Source organism: uncultured Albimonas sp. (assembly GCF_963977235.1).
Taxonomy (GTDB): domain Bacteria; phylum Pseudomonadota; class Alphaproteobacteria; order Rhodobacterales; family Rhodobacteraceae; genus Albimonas.
In genome coordinates this window covers 1-20145 of the sequence record NZ_CAXBOD010000002.1, presented here as the reverse complement: position 1 = coordinate 20145, position 20145 = coordinate 1, and the positions used below count along the sequence as shown (strand labels likewise).

Below are 20145 nucleotides of genomic sequence, written 5' to 3'. Positions count from 1 at the left end.
CTCAGATCGGGCAGATCGAGCGGAACTTGGGGGGCATGGCGAGGTCGCGGCGGGCGGGGGCCCGGTCCAGCGCCTCGAGGATGCGGGGGCGGGTGTCGGCGGGGTCGATCATGTCGTCGAGGCCGAAGGACTCGGCGCCGCCGAAGGGGGTCACCTCGGCGCGCATCTGCGCGATCAGGCGGGCGCGCTCCGGCGCGGGATCCTCGCCGGCCGCGGCCATCTCGGCGAAGCGGCGGGCGTTGACCACGTCGACGGCGCCCTCGATCGACATCGCGCAGATCTCGGCCGTGGGCCAGGCCAGCGCCGCGTCCGCCTCGAAGCTGCGCCCGCCGGCCATGGCGACATAGCCGAGCCCGTAGCCCTTGCGCAGCACGACCGAGACGCGGGGGACCGTGGCGTGCCCCAGCTCGTAGATCAGCTTGGCCGAGCGGCGGCCGAGCTGGGCCTTCTCGGCCGGCGAGCCGATCGAGAACCCCGGCACGTCGATGAAATACACCAGCGGCAGCCCGAACGCGTCGCAGAGCGCCACGAAATGGGCGACCTTGTCGCAAGCGGGGCCGGTGAGCATGCCGCCCATCGACATCGCCTGGTTGGCGATCACCCCCACCGGGCGCCCCGCGAGCCGCGCCAGCGCGGTCACGGCGTTCTTCGCGTAGGTCGGCTTCACTTCGAAGACCGAGCCTTCGTCCATCACCAGATCGACCACCCGGCGCACGTCGTAGGCCTTGCGGGTGTTGGCCGGCACCAGCCCGCGAAGCGCCTGCGCGCGGGCGGGATCCTCGGCCGGGGCGGGGCGCATCGGCATCGGCGCGCGGGCGTTCGAGGGAAGGTAGCCGAGGAAGGTCTTCAGGCTGTCGAGCGCGCCCGCCTCGTCCTGCGTCCCCAGATCCGCGATGCCGTTGCGGTCGACCTGGGCCTGGGCGCCGCCCAGCTCGAACTTGTCGACATCCTCGCCGGTGCCGGCCTTGACCAGCGCGGGCCCCGCGAGACCCATCGTGGACTGCCCGCGGACCATGGAGATGAAATCCGCCAGCCCCGCGAAGTTGGTCGGCGCGGCGAAGCCCGCCCCCAGCATCGCGGCCGCCATCGGCGCCCAGCCCGAGAGCCTCGCGAACTCCTGAAAGGTGGTGGTCGAGGGGGCGTAGCGGCGCGAGCTCTGCCCGATCTGGATGCGGTGCCCGCCCCCGTCGAGGAGCATCACCAGCGGCGCCCCCTCGCGGATCGAACGGCGCACGGCGGTGTGCAGCTTCTTGCCGCCCAGCTCCCCCGAGGAGCCGCCCATGGTCATGAAATCCTGCGCCACCAGCACCGCCGGCCGTCCCTCGATCATCGCAGAGCCGGTGACGATGCCGTCGGCGGGGCGGTCTCCGGGTTCGGCGTCGGCCTCGCGCGCGAGCTGCCCGGTCTCGCGGAAGGATCCGGGGTCGACCAGGTGGGCGATGCGCTCGCGCGCGGTCATGCCGGCGCGCTTGCGTTGCTTGGCCACCGCCGCGGGACGCGCGGCGTCGAGCGTCGCGGCGCGATCGGCGGCCAGCCTCTCGAGCAGCGCGTCCATCTCCGGACGCGCCGCCGCTTCGCCGGGGGGCCTGCGGTCGCTCATGGGCGGATCCTCGCCAGGACCTGGCCCTCGGAGACGGCCTCGCCCTCCTCGACCGCCAGCGAGGCCAGCACGCCGGGGCCGGTCGCCAATACCGGGATCTCCATCTTCATGGACTCGATGACCATGATCTCGTCGCCCTCGGCGACCGTGGCGCCGGCGGCGGCGGTCACGCTCAGGACCACGCCGGCCACTTCGGACTCCAGCTCGATTTCGCTCATTCCAGGTCTCCTCCCATGGCGGCCGTCCGCGCCCGGGAAATCCGGAGCGCGGCGGTCAGCTCGTCTTGCGAATGCTTCCGATCAACAGGTTCGCGGCCACCTCGGCGTCGCGCGTCAGCCGGGCGGTGTCGCCCGCGATCAGGGCCTGCAGGCACAGGCCCGAAATCACGCCCTGGATGGCGCGCACCGTCTCCTCGACGTCCACGCCCTCCTGCAGCTCGCCCATCTGGCGGGCCTCCAGCACGTGCTTGCGGATCGAGCGGCGATAGCCCTCGTGCAGGGCGGCGACGCGGGGCTTCAGCTCGGGGACCGAGCCGATGGCGTCGACCATCAGATGATAGACCGCAGTCGCGGCCTCGGGCGCATCGCGCACCGCCTCCATCTGGGCGCGGATGCGGGCGGCCAGCGCCTCGCAGCCGCGTTTGCCCGCCGTGCGTTCGGCCACCAGCTGGTCGAAGCGCTCCGCCGTCGCGTCGGCCACCGTCTCGAGCAGCTTGAGCTTGGTGCCGAAGCGCTGGGCGGGCAGGCCCCGGGAATAGCCGGCGTCGAGGCCGATCTGGGCGAGGCTCGCCCCCACCGATCCGTGCTTGGAGATCAGCGCGATCGCCGCGCGCAGCATGTGGCGGTCGGACTTCTCGCGTCGCTCGTCCTTGGGGCCGAGCACCACGGGCGTCGACTCCGGGGTCTGGCCGGGGGCCGTCGGGGGGCTGTGATCCTCCATCTTTCGGTCCCGCCTCCTTCGCGCCGGCGCATGCGCCGGACCGGGCATCCTCACGCACCGATCTTCTCCCGCCGCACGCGGATGCCCGCGGCTTCCCGGTCCCAGGTGTCGGGAGTGACGCCGGCCTCCCTCAGCTCGATCTTGCGGACCTTGGCCGTGGGGGTGCGCGGCAGTTCCGTCACGATCCGAACGTAGCGCGGGACCATGAAATGCGCCATGCGGGGCAGGAGGAAATGCAGCAGGTCCTCGGGTTTCAGCGTCTTTCCGGGCACGGGGGCGACGACGGCGAGCACCTCGTCCTCCGACACGTCCGAGCGCACGGCGACCACGGCGCATTCGCCGACGTCGGGATGGGCCAGCACCTCGGTCTCGACCTCGTAGGAGGAGATGTTCTCCCCCCGCCGGCGGATCGCGTCCTTGATCCGGTCGACGAAGTAGAAGTTGCCCTCGGCATCCGTGCGGAACCCGTCGCCGGTGTGGAACCAGCCGTTGCGCCAGGCTTTCGCGGTCGCCTCCGGGTTCTTGTAGTAGCCGTGGGTCATCGTCCACGGGCAGTCGGCGCGCAGCACCAGCTCGCCGACCTCGCCCGGCGGCAGCTCGCAGTCGTTCTCGTCGACCACCCGGGCCTCGACGCCCGCGCGGGGACGGCCGGCGGCGTGCAGCACGGTGGAGTTGATCTCCGAGACCAGCGGACAGCTGATCTCGGTCATGTTGAACATGGTGTAGGTCTCGACCCCGAAGCGCTCGGCAAAGGGGCGGGTGTCGAAGTCGTAGGGGATGATCAGCACGCGGCGCAGGGGATTGTCGGCGTCGTCGGGCTTGGGCGGCTGCTTGGCCAGGAACTGCGCCATCACGCCCAGCAGGATCACGTAGGTGGTGCCGGTGGCGCGCACGACGTCCCAGAACTCCTCGGTCTTGAAGCTCTCGATCATCGAGAGCGAGGCGCCCTTCTGCAGCATCCGGTAGCAGGGGAAGGTGCCCCCGACATGGAACATCGGCAGGTTGACCATCTGCCGGTCGGTGGTCTCGACCTCCGCCACCGTCGAGGAGGCGTAGAGGTGCATGTAGCTGCTCAGCACCCCCTTCGAGGGTCCGGTGGTGCCCGAGGTGTAGATGATCGACATCGTGTCCCAGGGCGTGATCGGCCGCTCGAGCGGCGCAAGCTCGCCGCCCTCGGGCGAGATCGCCTCGGCGGGGTGCATCTCGAGGTCGGCCGCCGCATCGGGCGGCCCCTCGAGGATCACCGCGCGTTTCAGCTTCGCGCGGTCGATGTCGGCCAGCCGCGGGGCGAGCTGGGCGTGGGCCACGATCAGCTCGGCGTCCGAGTTCTCGACCACATGCTCGAGCAGCTTGCCCTTGTAGGCGGTGTTGATCGGCACGTTGACCGCGCCGATGTAGTTCAGCGCGTACCAGATGCGCAGGATGTCGGGCCCGTTGGGCAGCCAGACCAGCACGTGGTCGCCCTGCTTCACCCCCAGCCGCTGCAGGCCGATGGCGGTCTGCACCACCAGGTCCTTCATCCGCCCGTAGGACCACTCCGACAGGTCGGGGAAGACCGCATAGGTCTTGTCGGGCTGCGCGATCGCATGCTGATCGATCAGGTCGCGGATGATGATCTGCTCGGGCGCCGGCATCCGCGGGTCGAGGTGATAGGTCATGCGCGTCTCCCAAGCTGGGGGGAGCCGCCGCGGCTCAATCCATGAACTGCGGCAGCCAGGTGATGATCTCGGGGAAGGCGATGAACAGGACCACCGCCACGAAGTCCGCGGCCAGGAACCAGCCGATGCCGCGGAAGATCGTGGTCAGCGGGACCTTGTCCCCCACCACCCCCTTGATGACGAAGACGTTCAGCCCGATGGGGGGCGTGATCATCCCGATCTCGAGGAACTTGGCCAGGAACACGCCGAACCAGATGATGTCGATGTTGGCCTGGTCGAGCACCGGCAGCATCACCGGCAGCGTCAGCAGCATCGCCCCCAGCGGGTCGAGGAACATGCCCAGCACCAGGTACATCAGCGACACGCCGATCAGCAGCGTCAGCCGGTCGGCCTGGATCGAGATGATCCCATCGGCGATGAAGTCCCCCGCCCCCGACAGCGCCAGGAACCGGGTCAGCAGGTTGGCGCCGATGGCGATCACGAACAGCGAGGAGGTGGTGATCAGCGTCTCTTTGAGCGACTCCCACACCCCGCCCAGCGTCAGCGAGCCCTTGGCGAGCGCGATGACGATGGCCGCGAGCGCGCCCACGGCCCCCGCCTCGGTGGCGGTGAACAGGCCCACGAACATGCCCCCGATCACCACGACCAGCAGGGCCATGACCGGCCAGGTCTCGCGCAGGTGGCGCAGGCGCTCGGACATCGGCGGCAGGGTGTCGAGACGCGGGGCCAGCGCGGGGTTCAGGCTCGCGCGGATCATGATCATGCCGATGTAGAGCAGCGCGGTGACCACGCCCGCCCCGATGCCGCCGATGAACAGCTTGGAGATCGGCGCCTCGGCGAAGACCCCGAACAGGATCAGCAGGATCGAGGGCGGGATCAGCGCCCCCAGCGTGCCGGCCGCCGCGATCGCGCCGGTGGCGAGCGCGGGGTCGTAGCGCGCGCGCATCATCTCGGGGATGGCGATCCGGCCCATTGCCGCGCAGCAGGCGATCGAGGATCCCGTCACCGCCGCGAACCCGGCCGAGCCGCAGACCGAGGCGACCGCAAGGCCCCCGGGCAAGCGCGCGAGCCAGCTTCGCGCCGCGTCGAACAGCCCCCGCGTGAGGCCCGCGTGATAGCACACGAACCCCATCAGCAGGAACATGGGCACCGAGCTCAGCGTCCACTTGGAGGTGAAGTCGTAGGGCATCGAGGCCAGCATCCCCCAGGCCGGCCGGGCGCCGATCAGGGCGTAGATGCCGCCGAAGGAGACCAGCACCAGGCTCAGGCCGATGGGCACGCGCGCCAGCAGCAGGAACACCAGGATGCCGAGGCCGATCAGGCCGACGTATTCGCTTGCCATGAGCGCTCAGACCCCTTCCGCGGCCGGATCCGCATCCCGCTGGGGATCGGCGTCGATGGGGGTTTCGCCCAGTCCGCTCTGCGCGTTGGTCCACAGCAGGACCACCCGGTAGAGCAGCACGGCCGCGAACAGCGCAAAGCCGATGGGCAGGAAGAAATAGGTCTGCCAGACGGGAAGCTGGCGGCCGTTCTCGACGAGGAAGGCGCCGACCTCGAACTTCTTGACCGCCTCGAACCAGAACGGGCGCACCATCGCCGCGGCCACCGCGAAGGCCACGAGGCACGCAAAGCCCCCCACCAGCCTCTTGCGCCGGCGCGACAGGCCCGAGAACACGACCTCGACCGCGATGTGGCGGTTGACGATCTCGCTCATCGCCAGCGGAAGAAAGGCGCAGGCGACCATGTACCACTTGGCCACCACCGTGGTGGTCATCGGCAGCGGGGTCTGGAAGATGTTGCGCATGAAGACGTCCAGAACGATCTGGAGCATCATCAGGACCACCGCCACGGCGCCGACGAGGGCGGCGCCGTGGGAGATCCAGTTCAGCACGCGGCCGATGGCCTGCATGTCGTTTCGCCTCCGGTCCGGGGGATCAGATCGCGGACGGATCGACCTGGCCGAACAGCTGCTCGGCGAAGACCGCCTGCACCGCGGCCGGATCGGTGGTGTCCACGTCGGCGAAGATCTCGGCCCACTTCTTGACCAGGCCCTTCATCCGCTCGACCTGCTCCTGGGCGTCGGCGATGCCGTACTTGTCGATGTTGAGCTGAGCGACCGTCTCGAGGTCCTCCTTGCGGAACTTCGCGGTCGCCTCGGCGACCTCGGCCGAGGGCTGGACCACCTCGACGCCCACCGACTCGGGGTTCTCGAGGTAGCTGGCGTTGACCTTGAAGTAATCGACCGTGGCCCAGGCGATGGAGTCCGAGGCCGCCATCAGGAAGCCCTTCTTCTGCTCGGGCGTCAGCTCCTCCCACAGGTCGCGGTTGGTGTTGAACATGGCGTTGCCGAGATACAGGCCGATCGGCGCGTCGAGGATGTAGTCGGCGACCTCGCCGATCGACAGCGATTTCAGCGTGTCGAGCGTGTGGGTGTTGCCGTCGAGCTGGCCCTGGCTCATCGACTCGAAGATGTCGGTGGCGCCGATCACGACCGAGGTCGAGCCCATCGCGTCGACCCAGCGCCCGAAGGGCCCGAAGCCGCGCAGGGTCTTGCCCTGGAAGTCCGACATCTCGGTGATCTTGTCGACCGACATCAGGTAGTAGGGCCCGATCACCGCGAAGCCCATGAAGACCGTGTTCTGGTCCTGGTATTCCTTCATGCAGGGGGCGCAGGTGTACATGAACTCGGTCGAGGCGGCGGCCATCACCACCGGGTCGTCCGAGGCGGTGGCCATGTCGACGACAAGGTTGGTGTTGGGGAACTCGGCGCGCGTGTAGGCGGGCACGGTGTAGGCCACGTCGGCGATGCCGTCGCGCACGCCGGCGGTGGACTCGGCATAGGACAGCAGCGTGCCCTCGTAGGTCTTGCCGGTGTACTCGCCTCCGGTGTTCTCCTCGATCTTCTCGGCGAACATCCGCATGGCGAGCTGCAACGAGCTCTCGCCCGGCGCGCCGATGACGATGCGCAGCTCCTTGGCCGAAGCGGGCGCCGCGGCGAGCGCGCCCAGCGCGCCAAGGGCGCAAACGGCGGCCGCGCAGAGGCGGCCCGCGGAATGGCGGGTGATCATGGTGGCGTCTCCTCCCTGGTCCGGTCTTGATTCGACCGGTTCTCGTTGCGGCAGGGTAATGGGTTAGTGGTCAACCAGCAAACCATTTCGCCGCACTTGTGGCGCGGCGGGCCAAGCCCGTCGCGTGCGAATTTCTCACGCCTTCACAGAAGCTTGGCGAGTTCGTCCTTCTTGACCTTGCCGGTGGCGGTCATCGGCAGGCTGTCCACGAGGCGCACTTCGGGGCGCTTGTAGGTGGCCATCGCCTCGCCGCACCAGCGCTCGATCGCCCTGGCGTCGAGGTCCGCGGCCCTGGCCTTGTCGAGCACCACGAAGGCCACCGGGACCTGCCCCCTGTCGGGATCCTCGCGCCCGATGACGCCCGAGCCGAGGATCGCGGGGTGGCGGCCCAGCATCGCCTCGATCTCGGCGGGAAACACGGACATGCCGCGGACCTTGAGCATCTCCTTGCGCCGGCCGAGGAAGTGCAGGAAGCCCAGCTCGTCGATCACCCCGATGTCGCCGGTGTGCAGGAAGCCGCCCTTGATCGCGTGGGCGGTCGCCTCGGGCTTGTTCCAGTATTCCTTCAAGATCGAGGGGGAGCGGATGCAGATCTCGCCCTCCGCGCCGAAGGGGACCAGTGCGCCGGTGTCGAAATCGCAGATCTTGAACTGCGTCCCCGGCATCGGCAGGCCCACGAAGATCGGCTGCAGGCTCAGGTCATAGTCGTCGTCCTGGAAGCCGGTCGTGAAGGTGTCGCAGGTCTGGGTCTCGGTCATGCCCCAGGCGGCCTCGGCCATCACCGAGCCGGTCAACGCCTTCCAGCGGGCGCGGAAGTCGCCGTTGAGCTTCTTCACGAAGCTCGAGACCTGGGTCTTCTCGATCGAGGTCAGGTCGAACTCGCCCACGCGCGGGTGGTCCATCAGCTCCACCGCGTTGTCGACCAGCAGCTTCACCGCGGTGACTTTTCGGGCCTGGACCGCGCCCATGAACGAGACGGGATCCCAGCGGCCGAGCAGGATGCAGGTGGCGCCGGAGAAAATGGGGAAAATCAGCCCCACGTCCTCGCCCGCCATCCAGAACAGCGGGTAGAAGCACAGCATCGCCTCGCCCGGCTGCAGGCGGTTGCCGCAGGCCTGCACAGTGGCGGCGGTGTAGATCATGTCGCGCTGGGTGTGCACGCAGCCCTTGGGCATGCCGGTGGTGCCGCCGGTGTAGTTCAGCTTGCACAGCGCATCGAGGTCGACCGCGACCGGGCTCGGCGTGGCGGGGGCCTTGCCCATCGCCTCGACCAGGTCCTCGGTCTCGCCCGCCGCGGCGCGGTCGGAGACGATGCTCGCGGGGACCGGCCAGGCGGGCGTGGCGGGAACCAGGTCGGCCATGCCGGTGGACCACACTTTCCGCAGCGAGGTCCTGGGACGCACCGTCTCGACCAGCGGGACCAGCAGGTCCTGGGCGACGATCAGCTCGGCGCCGGCGTCGTTGAGCTCGTATTCCAGCTCGTGCTCGCGGAACATCGGGTTGACGGGGACATGCACGCAGCCGGCGCGCAGGATCCCGAGGAAGGCCACGATGAACTGCGGGCAGTTGCCCATGAACAGCGCCACCCGCGTCCCCGGCGCGGCGTCCGACTGCTGGAGCAGGGCCGCGAAGCGGTCGGCCTGGGCGTCGAGCTCGGCATAGGTCGTCGCGTGGCCGTAGAAATCCACCGCCACCCGGTCGGGCGCGGCCTCGGCCCAGCGGCGCAGATAGTCGGTCAGCGGGATCTCGCCGAACGGATAGACCGGCTCGCGCGGGAGGCCCTCAGGCCAGCGGGCGTCGATCAGCTTGCGGTGGGCGTCGAGATAGGCGGACTCGTCGGCCTGGCTCCCGGAGCCGGCGTCTGCGGCGATGGCCATGGGCGTTTCCCTGCTTGGGAGCGCGCCGCCGAGGCCCCTGCCCGCCCGTCTTGCGCCGGGTCGGGCCGCGCGAGCCCTTCGGTCGACCGGCCGCTCCTCGTTGTCTTGTGGGCGTCGACGAGATTCGGAATATCGCTAATCAGCCGATTAGTCAAAATGGAATCGCAGGGGCTCGGCGGGCGCTGGCGCGGGTGGCTTCATCGCGCGATGAATTCCCCGCTTGCCAAGCCGCGCCGGGTCATGTCCCCTGCCCGCCGGACGGCCGACCTGCCTGTCGGCCGGTGAAAACAAGACCAGGAGGAGAGCCCATGCCCGTCATCGTCGCGACCATCAAGGTGAAGTCCGGCCAGGGGGCCGATTTCGAGGCCGCCGCCAAGGAGCTCGAAGCCGCCGTCAACGCCAACGAGGAGGGCTGCTCGCTCTACCAGCTGTGCAAGGGCGACGAGGCCGACACCTACTATTTCGTCGAGCAGTATCGCGACGCCGCCGCCGTCGAGGCGCACCGCGGCTCGGATCACTTCAAGACGCTGGGCCGCAAGATGGGCGCCTTCATGGACGGCCCGCCCTCGATCCTGCGCCTGCAGGAAGCCTGAGGCCCGCAGGCGCCGGGTGGGGGCGCGCGCCCCGGCCTTGAGCCGGGGCCTCCAGCGTCGCAGCGGAGACGCGCGCCCGAGCGGCCGCCTGACGCCATCCGCCTGGCCCCGCGCGAGGTCCCGGATCGAGCCCGCGACGCGCGCGGCGGCCTGCGCCCTGCCCGTCCGCGCGGCGCCCTGCCCAAGCAACGCTCACCCGAGGGGCGGTCCGTGACTGACGGGCCGCCCCTCTGCGCTTCTCGCTTGACAGCCGTCGCGGCGCCGCTCCGGAATGTTAGCAGATGCAGCATGAGGGGCCGGAGGGGCGCGACATGGCGATGGCGGGATTGGGCACAGAGGCCCAGCTGAAGGATCCGGACTACTTTCCGCCGCTGGCCAGGGCGGTTCCGCTGGGCGTGCAGCACGTGCTGTCGATGTTCGTCTCGAACGTCACGCCGGCGATCATCGTGGCCGGCGCGGCGGGCTTCGGCTTCGGCACGCCGGGCGTCGGCGAGCTGGTCTACATGATCCAGATGTCGATGCTGTTCGCGGGGGTCGCGACGCTGTTGCAGACCATCGGCATCGGGCCGGTGGGGGCGCGGCTGCCGATCGTGCAGGGCACCTCGTTCGCCTTCCTGCCGGTGATGATCCCGCTGGTCGCGGGCAAGGGCGTGGACGCGATGGCGGTGGTGACGGGGGGCGTTCTGGCGGGCGGCCTGTTCCACGCGGTGCTCGCCACCTTCATCGGCAAGCTGCGCTTCGCGCTGCCGCCGCTGGTGACCGGGCTGGTGGTGCTGATGATCGGGCTGGCGCTGGTCAAGGTCGGCATCCAGTACGCGGCCGGCGGCGTGCCGGCGATCGGCACGCCGGAGTATGGCTCCTTGCAGAACTGGTTCGTGGCGCTGGTGGTGGTCGTCGTCACGCTGGGGCTGAAGTTCTTCACCCACGGGCTGCTGTCGCTGGGCGCCGTGCTGATCGGACTGATCGTGGGCTACCTGGCGGCGCTGGCGATGGGCATGGTCAGCTTCGCCAACGTCGGCGCCGCCGGCTGGGTCATGATCCCCGAGCCGTTCCACTTCGGCCTCGACTTCACCGTCTCGGCGGTGCTGGGCTTCTGCCTGATGGGGGTGATCTCGGCGATCGAGACGGTGGGCGACGTCTCGGGCATCTGCAAGGGCGGCGCGGGGCGCGAGGCGGACACGCGCGAGATCACCGGCGCCACCTATGCCGACGGCTTCGGCTCGGCGCTGGCGGGCGTGTTCGGGGCGCTGCCCAACACCTCGTTCAGCCAGAACGTCGGGCTGATCGCGATCACCGGGGTGATGAGCCGCCACGTGGTGACCATCGGGGCGCTGTTCCTGATCCTGTGCGGGCTTGTGCCGAAAGTGGGGGCGGTGATCTCGACCGTGCCGATCGAGGTGCTGGGCGGCGGCGTGATCGTGATGTTCGGGATGGTCTGCGCCTCGGGCGTGTCGATGCTGGCCGACGTCGACTGGGACCGGCGGGCGATGGTGATCTTCGGCGTGTCGCTCTCGGTGGGGCTGGGCCTGCAGCTGGAGCCGGCGGCGCTCCAGCACCTGCCCGAGACGCCGCGGATCCTGCTGACCTCGGGCCTGCTGCCCGCGGCGGGGCTGGCGATCGTGCTGAACCTGGTGCTGCCGTCGCCGCTGACCGAGGACCAGACCGAGGAGCTCTCGGGCGGCATGGCCGGTCACGCGCGCGACTGAGGCGGGCGCCTCGCGCGAACGGAAGGGGGCGCCGCGACACCTGCGGCGCCCTTTGCCGTTGGCGCGCCCGCGGCGCATTGCGGCCGGGGACGCCCGGCCCTCCCGTCGCCCGTCGGGAGACCTCGCGACCGGCGTCCCCGTCGCGCCCGCGCCGCGAGCCGGAGGCCGCCACGCGCGTGACAGCCGTCGCGGCGCCTCCGTCCCCGACCGGGCGCGCAGGGCTGGACGGGGGAGGCGCGGGCCGGGTAGCCTGCTCCGAAAATCGACCGGCCGGCAGGGAGGACAACCCCGGAGATGCGCATCCTGATCACCGGCGCCGGCGGCTTTATCGGCCGCGCGCTGACCCGGGCGCTGTGCGCCGCGGGAGCGCTGGCCGGGCCGGACGGCGCGCCGCGCGCCATCTCCGCCCTGCGGCTGGTCGACCTCTCGGCGCCGCCCGCCCCCGAGGCGCCCTTCGCGGTGGAGACGGCGGGCGCCGACCTCTCCGACCCGGACGCCCTCGCGGCGGCGCTGACGCCGTTTCCCCAGGCGATCTTCCACCTCGCCGCCACCCTGACCGTGGAGGCCGAGCGCGAACTCGCCCGCGGCTGGGAGGTGAACCTCCAACTCCCCCTGCGCCTGCTCGAGGCCGCGCGCGCCCATGTCGAGGCCGGCGGGGCGCCGCCGCGGCTGATCTACGCCTCCTCGATCGCGGCCTTCGGCGGCGCGCTGCCAGAGGAGGTCGGCGAGGACCAGGCGCAGACCCCCGCGACCTCCTACGGCACCGCCAAGTCGATGGTCGAGCTGCTGATCAACGACTATTCCCGCCACGGCTTCGTCGACGGGCGCGCCCTGCGCCTGCCCATCGTGCTGACCCGCCCCGGCGCGCCGAGCGCCGCCGTCTCGGACCGCGTCGCCGCGCTGGCGCGCGAGCCGCTGCGCGGGCGCGACGTCGTCTCGCCCTTCGCCCCCGAGGACGCCTTTCCCGTGGCCTCGGTCGGGCGGGTGGCGGCCAACCTCCTGCGACTGCACGACCTCCCCGCGAGCGCCCTTGGCGCCTCGCGCGCGCTGAACCAGCCGGGGCTGACCGTGACGCCCGCCGGGATCGCCGAGGCGCTGGCCCGGGTCGCGGGGCCCGAGACCGCGGGCCGGATCGCCTACGCGCCCGACCCCGCGATCCGGGCCGTGGTGGCGGGCTGGCCGCGGCGCTTCGTGTCCCGGGCGGCGCTGTCGCCGCCCCTCGCCGCCGACCCGGATTTCGACGCGGTGATCGCGGATTTCCTTGCAGGGGAAGCGAATTGAGCCCCCGCCGCCACGCCCGATCCGCGTTGTCCCCGGCGGCTTGCACGGGGTCGCAACTCATGGTTGATTGTCCGCCGCCCATGGACGCAGGGGCCCGCGCCCCTTATGTCCACAGCGCCGGCTCGACCGATCGGCGCCGCGCAGCAGGGAGACCCCGATGGGTCTGAGATTCTACCAGGTCGCCGTCTGGGCCTATGTGGCGCTCTATATCGGGGCGCTGGCGCTGCTGGCGATCGGGACTTTCGGCCTGTTCGGGCAGGAGCGCGATCCCCTCGCGGGCGTGTTCCTGATGCCGCTGGGCCTGCCCTGGACGCTGCTGCTCGACGACGTTCCCCCGGCCGAGGCGCGCTGGGTGGCGATGACCGCGCCGCTGGCGAACCTGCTGCTGGTCGCCGCCGTGCGCCGGCACTTCAGCCACGGCTGAGCGCCCGGCCTCGCGCCCCTTCCCGCCCCCTATTCGAACGACAGCTTCTTGACGAAGCCGCGGGCGTCGCGGCGCAGCTCGCCGAAGGACCCGTCGGCGCGCACCAGCGCGAGACCGGCGCGCGCGGCCTCCATCTCGGGGACCGGCCGCGCCTGCCCGGCCTCGTCGAGGTCGGCGAAGAAGCGCTCGCGGCCCACCACCTGGGCCAGCCAGGCGTCGATCGGGGCGAACCGCTCCAGCAACAGGGCGCGGTTGGCCTCGCCGAACATCTCCACCTCGGCGTTGGGCGCGTAGTCCAGCCGCTTGCCCGAGGCGATCAGATGCTCGCGCAGGGCCTTGGCCGCGCCGCCGGGCAGCTCGAGGTTGCCGCGCCGCGCGATCTCCATCGCCGCCAGCGGCAGCGAGGGGTTGGAGTTCTCGACCTCGACCAGCGTCTCGGGCCACTCCAGCCCCGAGGCGGTCATGAAGTCGGGGACCGACCCGCCCGAGGCCAGCACCTCCGAATAGTCGCGGAACACGAACTCGGCCTTGGGGAAGACCTCGACCCAGCGGGCCAGCATCCGGCGGTAGTTGAAGTGGATCGAGCCGAAGTGCTCCTCCAGCCCGTCCTCGCGCAGGGCGCGCAGGTGGTGGCCGAACTTCAGCCGCTGCCCGTGCCAGGAGGTGACGTAGCTGTCGGGCCGGCGCAGGGTGCACACGATGCGAACGCTGGCCTTGGGGAACAGGGTCTTGAGGCGCTTGAGGAGCCGCGGCGGCATCGGCCCGAAGTTCGCGAAGACCTCCGAGCACAGCACCACGGCCTTGGGCTGCATCATCACCGCCTGCTGGCGAATCGCCCGGATCATCTGGCCCGAGGGCGGCAGCTTCTGGTGCCAGGGCGGCACCTCGCGCTTCTCGGCGCTCTCGGCCATCATCTTGAAGGCCAGCGCGTTATGCGCCTCGCGCACGTTGATCGGGTTGGTGGCGCCGGGATCGGCCTCGCCGCGGAGCGCGGTGGCGAGGTTGGTCGCCAGCCCCTGCATCTCGACGGCCGGGTACAGGATGCCCGCCCGCGCCAGCGCCAGCCAGTTGGTCGACAGCCAGCTCTGCAGCGAGCTCGAGCCCACCTTGTGGTGGCCCATGAAGATGACGAGGTCCAAGTTCTTCCCCCGAATGTCGGCGTCGCCTGCGCCGCGTTCTGCGCGGCCGCTCAGTCCCGGCCCGCGTGCCGCGCGGCCGATCAGTCCTCGGTCTCGTCCGCCTCGGAGCCCAGACCGTCCTCCTCGCCGGTGTCGACGCCGCCGCTGGCCTTGCGAAGCTGTTTCTTGACGCGGCGCAGCTCCTCGGCGCCGGCCTCGAAGGCCTCGGCGAGGGCCTCGACCCGGCGCAGCTCGTCCTCGCCGTACCAGCTTTCGGGCGTCAGGTCCGGGGGCGCGTCGACCGCGCTCTCGGCGGCGCGGTCGAAGGCGGCGACCATCGGTCCGGTCGCCTCGCCCCCGAAGAACTCGGCGTCGAGCGCCTTCGCGTCCTTCAGATACGCCTTGCGCACCGTCTCGAGCAGGGCCGAGTCCATGCGCAGCTTGTCGCCCTTCGGCCCGCCCGCCTGCAGGGCGCGGGCGGCGCGGCGGCCGACCTGCGGGGGCAGCGTGCGGGCGCGGTGCAGCGCCCGCAGCCAGGCGAGGTCCTGGACCGACAGGCTCTCGTTCGCGCTCTTGCCCGCGGCGGCGGTCTCGTCGAGCTCGAACGGGCGGCCCTGCGTGGCGAAATCGAGGAAATCGCGCACCACGTCGCCGTCCTTGAGCCGGTCGCGGACCATCGGGCGGACCTCATAGCGATCGCCGAACACCTCGCGCCACTTGCGCAGGCGCGCGGCGTAGACGAAGCGGCCGTGATCGAGGACCCGCTCGTGGAACTCGGCCAGCGTGCCGTTGTACTGGCCGAGCTTGGTCCGCTCCTGGAAGCTCGACAGCACCCGCTCGGCGTGGGGGCGGACATAGGCGATCAGCCGCGCGTCCTCGGCGAAGTCGGGGACCCAGCGGCGCAGGATGCGGTCGAGCAGGGCGGGGTCCACGAACTCGAACCACTCGCCCGAGAGGATGCCCAGATCGGCGTCCGAGCGGGTCAGCCTGCGGTTCACCTTCTTCCACCGCGGCCCGCGGAACTTCTTCATCTTGGGTTTGTAGAGGCACGAGGCGAGGTTGCAGTTGTGCAGCCGCTCGGGGTCGGTGGGGTAGGTCCAGCTGATCGCGTCCGAGGACCAGGCGCCCTGCTTGAGGACGTTCTGGATCGCCGTCGTCCCGGTCTTGCAGTCGCCCAGGTGGATCAGCAGTCTGTCGGTCACGGTCGTCCTCGCATGGCGGGCGCGCGAAGGGGCGCGATGGGGCGCGGTCGCCCGACAGCTAAGCGATGCGCGCGAAAGGCTCAACCCGCCGCGCGTCAGGCGCGCGCGTGAGGCGCGGCCTGCGCGTGCGAGAGGGGGGGCGGCCCGCCGCGCGTGGGGCGTGGCGCGGGCGCCGAACGGGGCGGCATGCCGCGGCCGCGAGGGCGCGCCGGGGGGTCGGGGGGGCTTGCCGGGCCCTTGGCGGGCGGTCTACCAGACGAACCCGAGCAGACGCCCCCTTTCCGCACGGCCCATTCAGGCCCGAGACAGGCGAGCACATGGACGCGACACCCACCGCCGCGACGCCCTCCCCCGAGCGGGAGACGTCGACGGAAGAGGTCCCCGCCCGGACCGGCCCCCAGACTGGCCCCCAGACTGGCCCCCAGACTGGCCCGGAAACCGGCTGGATCCTGGCCCAGCGGCTGGTCTTTCCCGACCCGGCCGTGAACTCCCGCATCCGGCTGTTCTGCCACGGCGTGCGCGGCGCGGGGCACGACGCGGGGCGCAAGGCGTATTTCGCGCGGCCCGGCGGGCGCCTGAAGCTCGACAGCTATTTCAACTGCTTCCACGCCTCGGCGATGGACATCGGCCCCGACGACGCGGTGGTGCTGCGGCTGGAGGGCGAGGGCGAGGCGCTGGTCAAGGTGCAGATGGCCCGGCCGCTGCGCAGCGACGAGACGCTGCTCTCGAGCGTGGTGACGCTGAAGCTCGGCCGGCCGCTGGACCTGACCCTGCCCCCGGTGCGCGACGCGGGCGTGATCCACCTGCGCTTCAACGCCCGCACCCGGCTGAACCTGACCCGCACCGACTGGCTGGTGCAGGCGCCCCGCGCGCGCCACGTCAAGATCGGCGCGGTGATCACCACCTTCAAGCGCAACGACGCGGTGCAGGCCTCGACCGCGCGGCTGGCCGAATACATGGCTGAGAACGAGGACATCGCCGACCGGCTGTCGCTGCTGGTGGTCGACAACGGCGGCGACACCGACGCCGCCCCCGGCGCGCGGGTGATCAAGAACCGCAACCTCGGCGGCGCCGGCGGCTTCACCCGCGGCCTGCTCGAGCATCGCGAGGACCCGGACGTCACCCATGTCCTGTTCATGGACGACGACGCCGAGTTCTTCCCCGAGAACCTGCGCCGCACGCTGGCGACGCTGCGCCTGGCGCGCGCGAAGAACGCCGCCGTCGCCGGCACCATGATCCCCGCCTCCAAGCGCTGGCAGGTGTGGGAGAACACGGCGATCTTCGACAAGCTGTGCCGCCCGATCCTGCAGGGCCTGAACCTGCGCAAGTTCGAGAACGTGCTCGAGCTCGCCCGCCCGCTGACCGGGGTGCAGGGGCGCTATGCGGGGTGGTGGTATTTCTGCTTCCCGCTCAGCCACGTCAAACGTCTGGCCTTCCCCTTCTTCGTGCGCGGCGACGACGTGTGGTTCTCGCTGGCCAACGACTTCGACATCCGCACGGTGTTGGGGGTGTGCTCGCACCAGGACGACTTCGTCTCCAAGCGCAGCCCGCTGACGGCCTATCTCGACGCGCGCTATCACATCATCCAGATGCTGGCCCACGACGGGCTGCCGACGGACGAGGCGACGTTCAAGGACCAGCTGACCTTCCTCTATCGGCAGTGGAACGAGAGCTATCACTACGGCTCGGCCGCCGCGGTGATCGAGGCGATCGAGGACGTCTGCAAGGGCCCCGCCTTCTTTGACGAGGACCCCGAGATGTCGGCCAAGCGCGCCCGCATCAAGGAGATCGGGGGCGAGGAGGCGAACCTGCGCAAGCTGAAGTGGCGGCGCGCGGGCAACACCGGGGTGGCGCCGGCCAAGCACACCTCGAAGCCGTTCCAGATCCTGCGCCACCTGACCTGCAACGGTCACCGCTGGATCCCCAGGCGCTATTTCTACGCCAAAACCGGCCGCTTCGACATGGACACCCGCGCACGCCCCAACCAGGTGTTCCTGCGCGAGACCTGCCTGGTGGTCGACGCGCAGAGCGGCGTCGGCTACCGGCTCAAGCGCGACCCCAAGCGGTTCTTCGAGAACCGCCGCCGCTTCGACACCGCCTTCAAGCAGCTGGTCGCCAAGCTCCCCGAGCTGCGCAAGGCCTACAAGGCCGACAAGGTCCCCCAGATTACCGAGGAAGCCTGGCGCAAGCGCCTGGGCATCTGACCCGCCGCGCGGCGAGGGCCGCGCGGCGTCTCCCCGGCCCCTCCATGCGCCCATGGCGACGCTCCAGGCCTCGCGCCAGGGGGGCGACCTCGCACCTCGCGCCGGAGGCGCCGCGTCAGGCGTCGCGCCCGTGGCGACCGCCCGCCCGCGGCGCATGGCCGGCGGAGCGCGTGTGGCCCATGGGTCTGCGTCGCGCGACACGCGGCCCGGGTCGGGCGATGGCGAGCGCGGCGCCCATCGTCGCGCCACCCCTGCCCGATCTCCGGGCGCATCCACACGCCCTGCCCGAATTCGCGCCGGATTCACGCGCTGCATCGCACACTCCCGCCTTGACGACGGCCGCCGGGACCGGCACGCTGGTTAAACGTTTAACCGCAGGCTCGGAGCCGCAACGGGGCAGGGGATGAACCTCCAGACCATCGCCGAGGAGTTCGGGGTTTCGTCGGCCACCGTCTCGAACGCGCTGTCGGGCAAGGGGCGCGTCTCGGCCGAGCTTGCCCAGCGCATCCGCGAGCGGGCGCAGGAGATGGGCTATGCGCCCTCGCCCCCCGCCCGCGCCCTGCGCACCGGGCGCACCGGCGTCATCGGGCTGGTGCTGGCCGACCTGTCCAACCCCCTGTTCCCCCGCTTCGCGCGAGCCGTGGACGCGGCGGCCGAGCGGGCCGGCTACGGCGTGCTGATCGCGGATTCCCATGGCGACGTGAACGCCCAGACCGCCGCCCTGCAGCGCCTGGTGCGCCGGGGCGCGGACGGCATCGTGGTGGTCCCCCGCCGCGGCACCCGGGTGCTCGAGCTCGACGTGCCGCTGGCGGTGATCGACGCGCCCTCGACGCCGGGCAACACCGTGTGCGCCGACCACCGCGGCGGCGGGGCGGCGCTGGCCTCCCGGATGCTGGCGCTGGGGCACCGGCGGCTGGCGCTGATCGGGGCCAACCGCGATTCCAACGTTCAACGCGAGCGGATCGGCGGGATTAGCGCGGCGCTTGTCGCCGCCGGGGCCGAGGGCCGCGTGGTCTGGCTCGAGGACGCGCCCGCGCCCGACTTCTCCGCGCTCGCCCGCGCCGGGGTCACCGCCTTTCTCGCCACCTCCGACCTGCACGCGCTGACCGTGCTGACCGCGCTGCAGCGCGCGGGCCTCGCGGTGCCCGGGCGGGCCAGCGTGGCGGGATTCGACGATCTGGCCTTCTCGGCCGCGGTCTCGCCCTCGCTGACCACCATGGCCCAGGACGTCGACGCCGTGGCGGAGGGGGCGGTCGTCGCCCTCGCCGCGCGGATCGCGGACCGCGCGCCGCCGCCCGAGGCGACCGTGCCCATGACCCTTGTCGAGCGCGAGTCCACCGGTCCCGCGCCCGGCGCCCCCCCAACCACCGTTCTCGGACAGGGAGACATCCGATGAAGACGACCGCAGCCATCCTCGCCGGCGCCTCGGCGCTGGCGCTCGCCTCCGGCGCAGAGGCGCAGGACAAGACGCTGACCATCTCGGTCTACGCATTCGCCCAGGACGAGTTCAAGGAGATCGTCTACGACCCGTTCGAGAAGATCTGCGGCTGCGAGCTGGTGGTCGAGACCGGAAACTCGGTCGAGCGGATGTCCAAGATCGAGGCCAACGCCGCGGCCCCCGTGATCGACATGGCGGTGCTGTCCGCGCACGACGCGCTGTCGCTGGCGCGCAAGGACCTGCTGGCCCCGATCCCGGTCGGGAGCCTGGCGAACTACGACAAGCTCTACGACATCGCCAAGGACCCGCTGGGGGACAACATGGCGGTGGGCTACACGTTCTACGCGACCTCGATCGTCTACCGCTCGGACAAGGTGACGGTCGAGAGCTGGGCCGACCTGCTGGGGCCCGAGCTCGCCGGCAACGTCGCCCTGCCCGACGTGACCACCAACCAGGGCCCGCCGGCGCTGCACATGATCGGCAAGGCGATGGGCGACCAGGACCCCTCGCTGAGCGCCCCGATCGAGGCGGTGGGCGAGCACAAGGACGAGATCGTGACCTTCTACGTCCGCTCCTCCCAGCTCGCGCAGCTGATGCAGCAGGAGGAGATCTGGGCCGCCCCCGTGGGCCGCTTCGCCTGGGGCCGGTTCAAGGACAACGGCCTGCCGATGGCCTGGGCCACCCCGAAGGAGGGCCAGACCGGCGGCGTCAACGTGATGATCCTGACCAAGGGCAACGGCAACGAGGAGCTGGCCCTGCAGTTCATGGATTTCTGGCTGTCCACGCCCGTCCAGCAGGCGCTCGCCGACGCGCTCGTCGACAGCCCCGCCAACGCCGAGGTGGAGGTGACCGACGAGGTCGCCGAGAACCTGACCTACGGGGCCGAGACGGTGGAGTCGCTCGACCTGATCTCGCCGGCCGTGATGCTCGACAACCGCGAAAGCTGGCTCGAGCAGTGGAACGCGAAGGTCGCGCAGTAGGCGCCTGACCCCGGGCGTCCCTGGCGGCGCCCGGATCCCGCCCGGGGATGGCGCATT

The 20145-nt window shown here is 71.0% G+C and carries 17 protein-coding genes; 7 read left to right on the top strand and 10 right to left on the bottom strand.

Annotated features, from left to right (window positions below; translation table 11 throughout):
- Nucleotide 1: 1 nt before the first annotated feature.
- The 8 genes from AAC134_RS02445 to AAC134_RS02410 form a co-directional block, all read right to left on the bottom strand.
- Nucleotides 2-1600: a carboxyl transferase domain-containing protein gene (locus tag AAC134_RS02445; RefSeq protein ID WP_339947459.1), complete on the bottom strand. Its 1599-nt coding sequence runs from the start codon at nucleotides 1598-1600 to the stop codon at nucleotides 2-4.
- Nucleotides 1597-1818: an acetyl-CoA carboxylase biotin carboxyl carrier protein subunit gene (locus AAC134_RS02440; RefSeq protein ID WP_339947458.1), complete on the bottom strand. Its 222-nt coding sequence runs from the start codon at nucleotides 1816-1818 to the stop codon at nucleotides 1597-1599. The genes AAC134_RS02445 and AAC134_RS02440 overlap by 4 nt, the downstream gene beginning before the upstream one ends.
- A 55-nt stretch (nucleotides 1819-1873) precedes the next feature.
- Nucleotides 1874-2539 carry a TetR family transcriptional regulator C-terminal domain-containing protein gene (locus AAC134_RS02435; protein WP_339947457.1) on the bottom strand — a complete coding sequence of 222 codons (666 nt, stop codon included), beginning with the start codon at nucleotides 2537-2539 and terminating at the stop codon, nucleotides 1874-1876.
- Between the two features lie 50 nt (nucleotides 2540-2589).
- On the bottom strand, nucleotides 2590-4197 hold the full coding sequence (locus AAC134_RS02430; protein ID WP_339947456.1) for an AMP-binding protein: 1608 nt from the start codon (nucleotides 4195-4197) through the stop codon (nucleotides 2590-2592).
- Between the two features lie 34 nt (nucleotides 4198-4231).
- The gene (locus AAC134_RS02425) at nucleotides 4232-5539 is read right to left on the bottom strand and encodes a TRAP transporter large permease subunit (RefSeq protein ID WP_339947455.1); all 1308 of its coding nucleotides are present in this window, start codon (nucleotides 5537-5539) and stop codon (nucleotides 4232-4234) included.
- Nucleotides 5540-5545: 6 nt separating this feature from the next.
- The gene (locus tag AAC134_RS02420; protein WP_339947454.1) at nucleotides 5546-6106 is read right to left on the bottom strand and encodes a TRAP transporter small permease; all 561 of its coding nucleotides are present in this window, start codon (nucleotides 6104-6106) and stop codon (nucleotides 5546-5548) included.
- 25 nt (nucleotides 6107-6131) lie between these two features.
- Entirely contained in the window at nucleotides 6132-7265 is a 1134-nt protein-coding gene (locus tag AAC134_RS02415) for a C4-dicarboxylate TRAP transporter substrate-binding protein (protein WP_339947453.1), read from the bottom strand.
- Between the two features lie 143 nt (nucleotides 7266-7408).
- Entirely contained in the window at nucleotides 7409-9142 is a 1734-nt protein-coding gene (locus AAC134_RS02410; RefSeq protein ID WP_339947452.1) for an AMP-binding protein, read from the bottom strand.
- 308 nt (nucleotides 9143-9450) lie between these two features.
- Here AAC134_RS02410 and AAC134_RS02405 point away from each other — a divergent pair, with 308 nt between their 5' ends.
- The 4 genes from AAC134_RS02405 (at nucleotide 9451) to AAC134_RS02390 (ending at nucleotide 13146) form a co-directional block, all read left to right on the top strand.
- Nucleotides 9451-9735, top strand: coding sequence for a putative quinol monooxygenase (locus tag AAC134_RS02405; RefSeq protein WP_339947451.1), 285 nt, complete (start codon nucleotides 9451-9453; stop codon nucleotides 9733-9735).
- Between the two features lie 311 nt (nucleotides 9736-10046).
- A complete protein-coding gene (locus AAC134_RS02400; RefSeq protein ID WP_339947689.1) occupies nucleotides 10047-11441 on the top strand; it encodes a nucleobase:cation symporter-2 family protein in 1395 nt (464 codons plus the stop codon).
- Nucleotides 11442-11735: 294 nt separating this feature from the next.
- Nucleotides 11736-12722: an NAD-dependent epimerase/dehydratase family protein gene (locus tag AAC134_RS02395; RefSeq protein ID WP_339947450.1), complete on the top strand. Its 987-nt coding sequence runs from the start codon at nucleotides 11736-11738 to the stop codon at nucleotides 12720-12722.
- Nucleotides 12723-12879: 157 nt separating this feature from the next.
- Complete coding sequence (locus AAC134_RS02390; RefSeq protein ID WP_339947449.1) at nucleotides 12880-13146, top strand: hypothetical protein; 267 nt, start codon at nucleotides 12880-12882, stop codon at nucleotides 13144-13146.
- A 29-nt stretch (nucleotides 13147-13175) separates the two neighbouring features.
- Here the strand turns inward: AAC134_RS02390 and AAC134_RS02385 are convergent, their stop codons facing one another.
- Entirely contained in the window at nucleotides 13176-14285 is a 1110-nt protein-coding gene (locus AAC134_RS02385) for a hypothetical protein (protein WP_339947448.1), read from the bottom strand.
- Nucleotides 14286-14365: 80 nt separating this feature from the next.
- Nucleotides 14366-15466: a hypothetical protein gene (locus AAC134_RS02380; protein ID WP_339947447.1), complete on the bottom strand. Its 1101-nt coding sequence runs from the start codon at nucleotides 15464-15466 to the stop codon at nucleotides 14366-14368.
- A gap of 317 nt (nucleotides 15467-15783) precedes the next feature.
- On the opposite strand from AAC134_RS02380, the gene AAC134_RS02375 reads away from it, so the two are divergent.
- From AAC134_RS02375 to AAC134_RS02365, 3 genes are all read left to right on the top strand, one after another.
- Nucleotides 15784-17670 carry a glycosyltransferase gene (locus AAC134_RS02375; RefSeq protein ID WP_339947446.1) on the top strand — a complete coding sequence of 629 codons (1887 nt, stop codon included), beginning with the start codon at nucleotides 15784-15786 and terminating at the stop codon, nucleotides 17668-17670.
- Between the two features lie 403 nt (nucleotides 17671-18073).
- On the top strand, nucleotides 18074-19066 hold the full coding sequence (locus tag AAC134_RS02370) for a LacI family DNA-binding transcriptional regulator (RefSeq protein WP_339947445.1): 993 nt from the start codon (nucleotides 18074-18076) through the stop codon (nucleotides 19064-19066).
- A complete protein-coding gene (locus AAC134_RS02365; protein WP_339947444.1) occupies nucleotides 19063-20088 on the top strand; it encodes an ABC transporter substrate-binding protein in 1026 nt (341 codons plus the stop codon). The genes AAC134_RS02370 and AAC134_RS02365 overlap by 4 nt, the downstream gene beginning before the upstream one ends.
- Nucleotides 20089-20145 lie beyond the last annotated feature (57 nt).

Coding starts and splice junctions, on each gene's coding strand:
- AAC134_RS02435 (WP_339947457.1), bottom strand. CDS start 2,539: ATGGAGGATCACAGCCCCCCGACGGCCCCCGGCCAGACCCCGGAGTCG.
- AAC134_RS02405 (WP_339947451.1), top strand. CDS start 9,451: ATGCCCGTCATCGTCGCGACCATCAAGGTGAAGTCCGGCCAGGGGGCC.
- AAC134_RS02410 (WP_339947452.1), bottom strand. CDS start 9,142: ATGGCCATCGCCGCAGACGCCGGCTCCGGGAGCCAGGCCGACGAGTCC.
- AAC134_RS02400 (WP_339947689.1), top strand. CDS start 10,047: ATGGCGATGGCGGGATTGGGCACAGAGGCCCAGCTGAAGGATCCGGAC.
- AAC134_RS02440 (WP_339947458.1), bottom strand. CDS start 1,818: ATGAGCGAAATCGAGCTGGAGTCCGAAGTGGCCGGCGTGGTCCTGAGC.
- AAC134_RS02370 (WP_339947445.1), top strand. CDS start 18,074: ATGAACCTCCAGACCATCGCCGAGGAGTTCGGGGTTTCGTCGGCCACC.
- AAC134_RS02365 (WP_339947444.1), top strand. CDS start 19,063: ATGAAGACGACCGCAGCCATCCTCGCCGGCGCCTCGGCGCTGGCGCTC.
- AAC134_RS02420 (WP_339947454.1), bottom strand. CDS start 6,106: ATGCAGGCCATCGGCCGCGTGCTGAACTGGATCTCCCACGGCGCCGCC.
- AAC134_RS02425 (WP_339947455.1), bottom strand. CDS start 5,539: ATGGCAAGCGAATACGTCGGCCTGATCGGCCTCGGCATCCTGGTGTTC.
- AAC134_RS02390 (WP_339947449.1), top strand. CDS start 12,880: ATGGGTCTGAGATTCTACCAGGTCGCCGTCTGGGCCTATGTGGCGCTC.
- AAC134_RS02415 (WP_339947453.1), bottom strand. CDS start 7,265: ATGATCACCCGCCATTCCGCGGGCCGCCTCTGCGCGGCCGCCGTTTGC.
- AAC134_RS02375 (WP_339947446.1), top strand. CDS start 15,784: ATGGACGCGACACCCACCGCCGCGACGCCCTCCCCCGAGCGGGAGACG.
- AAC134_RS02395 (WP_339947450.1), top strand. CDS start 11,736: ATGCGCATCCTGATCACCGGCGCCGGCGGCTTTATCGGCCGCGCGCTG.
- AAC134_RS02445 (WP_339947459.1), bottom strand. CDS start 1,600: ATGAGCGACCGCAGGCCCCCCGGCGAAGCGGCGGCGCGTCCGGAGATG.
- AAC134_RS02430 (WP_339947456.1), bottom strand. CDS start 4,197: ATGACCTATCACCTCGACCCGCGGATGCCGGCGCCCGAGCAGATCATC.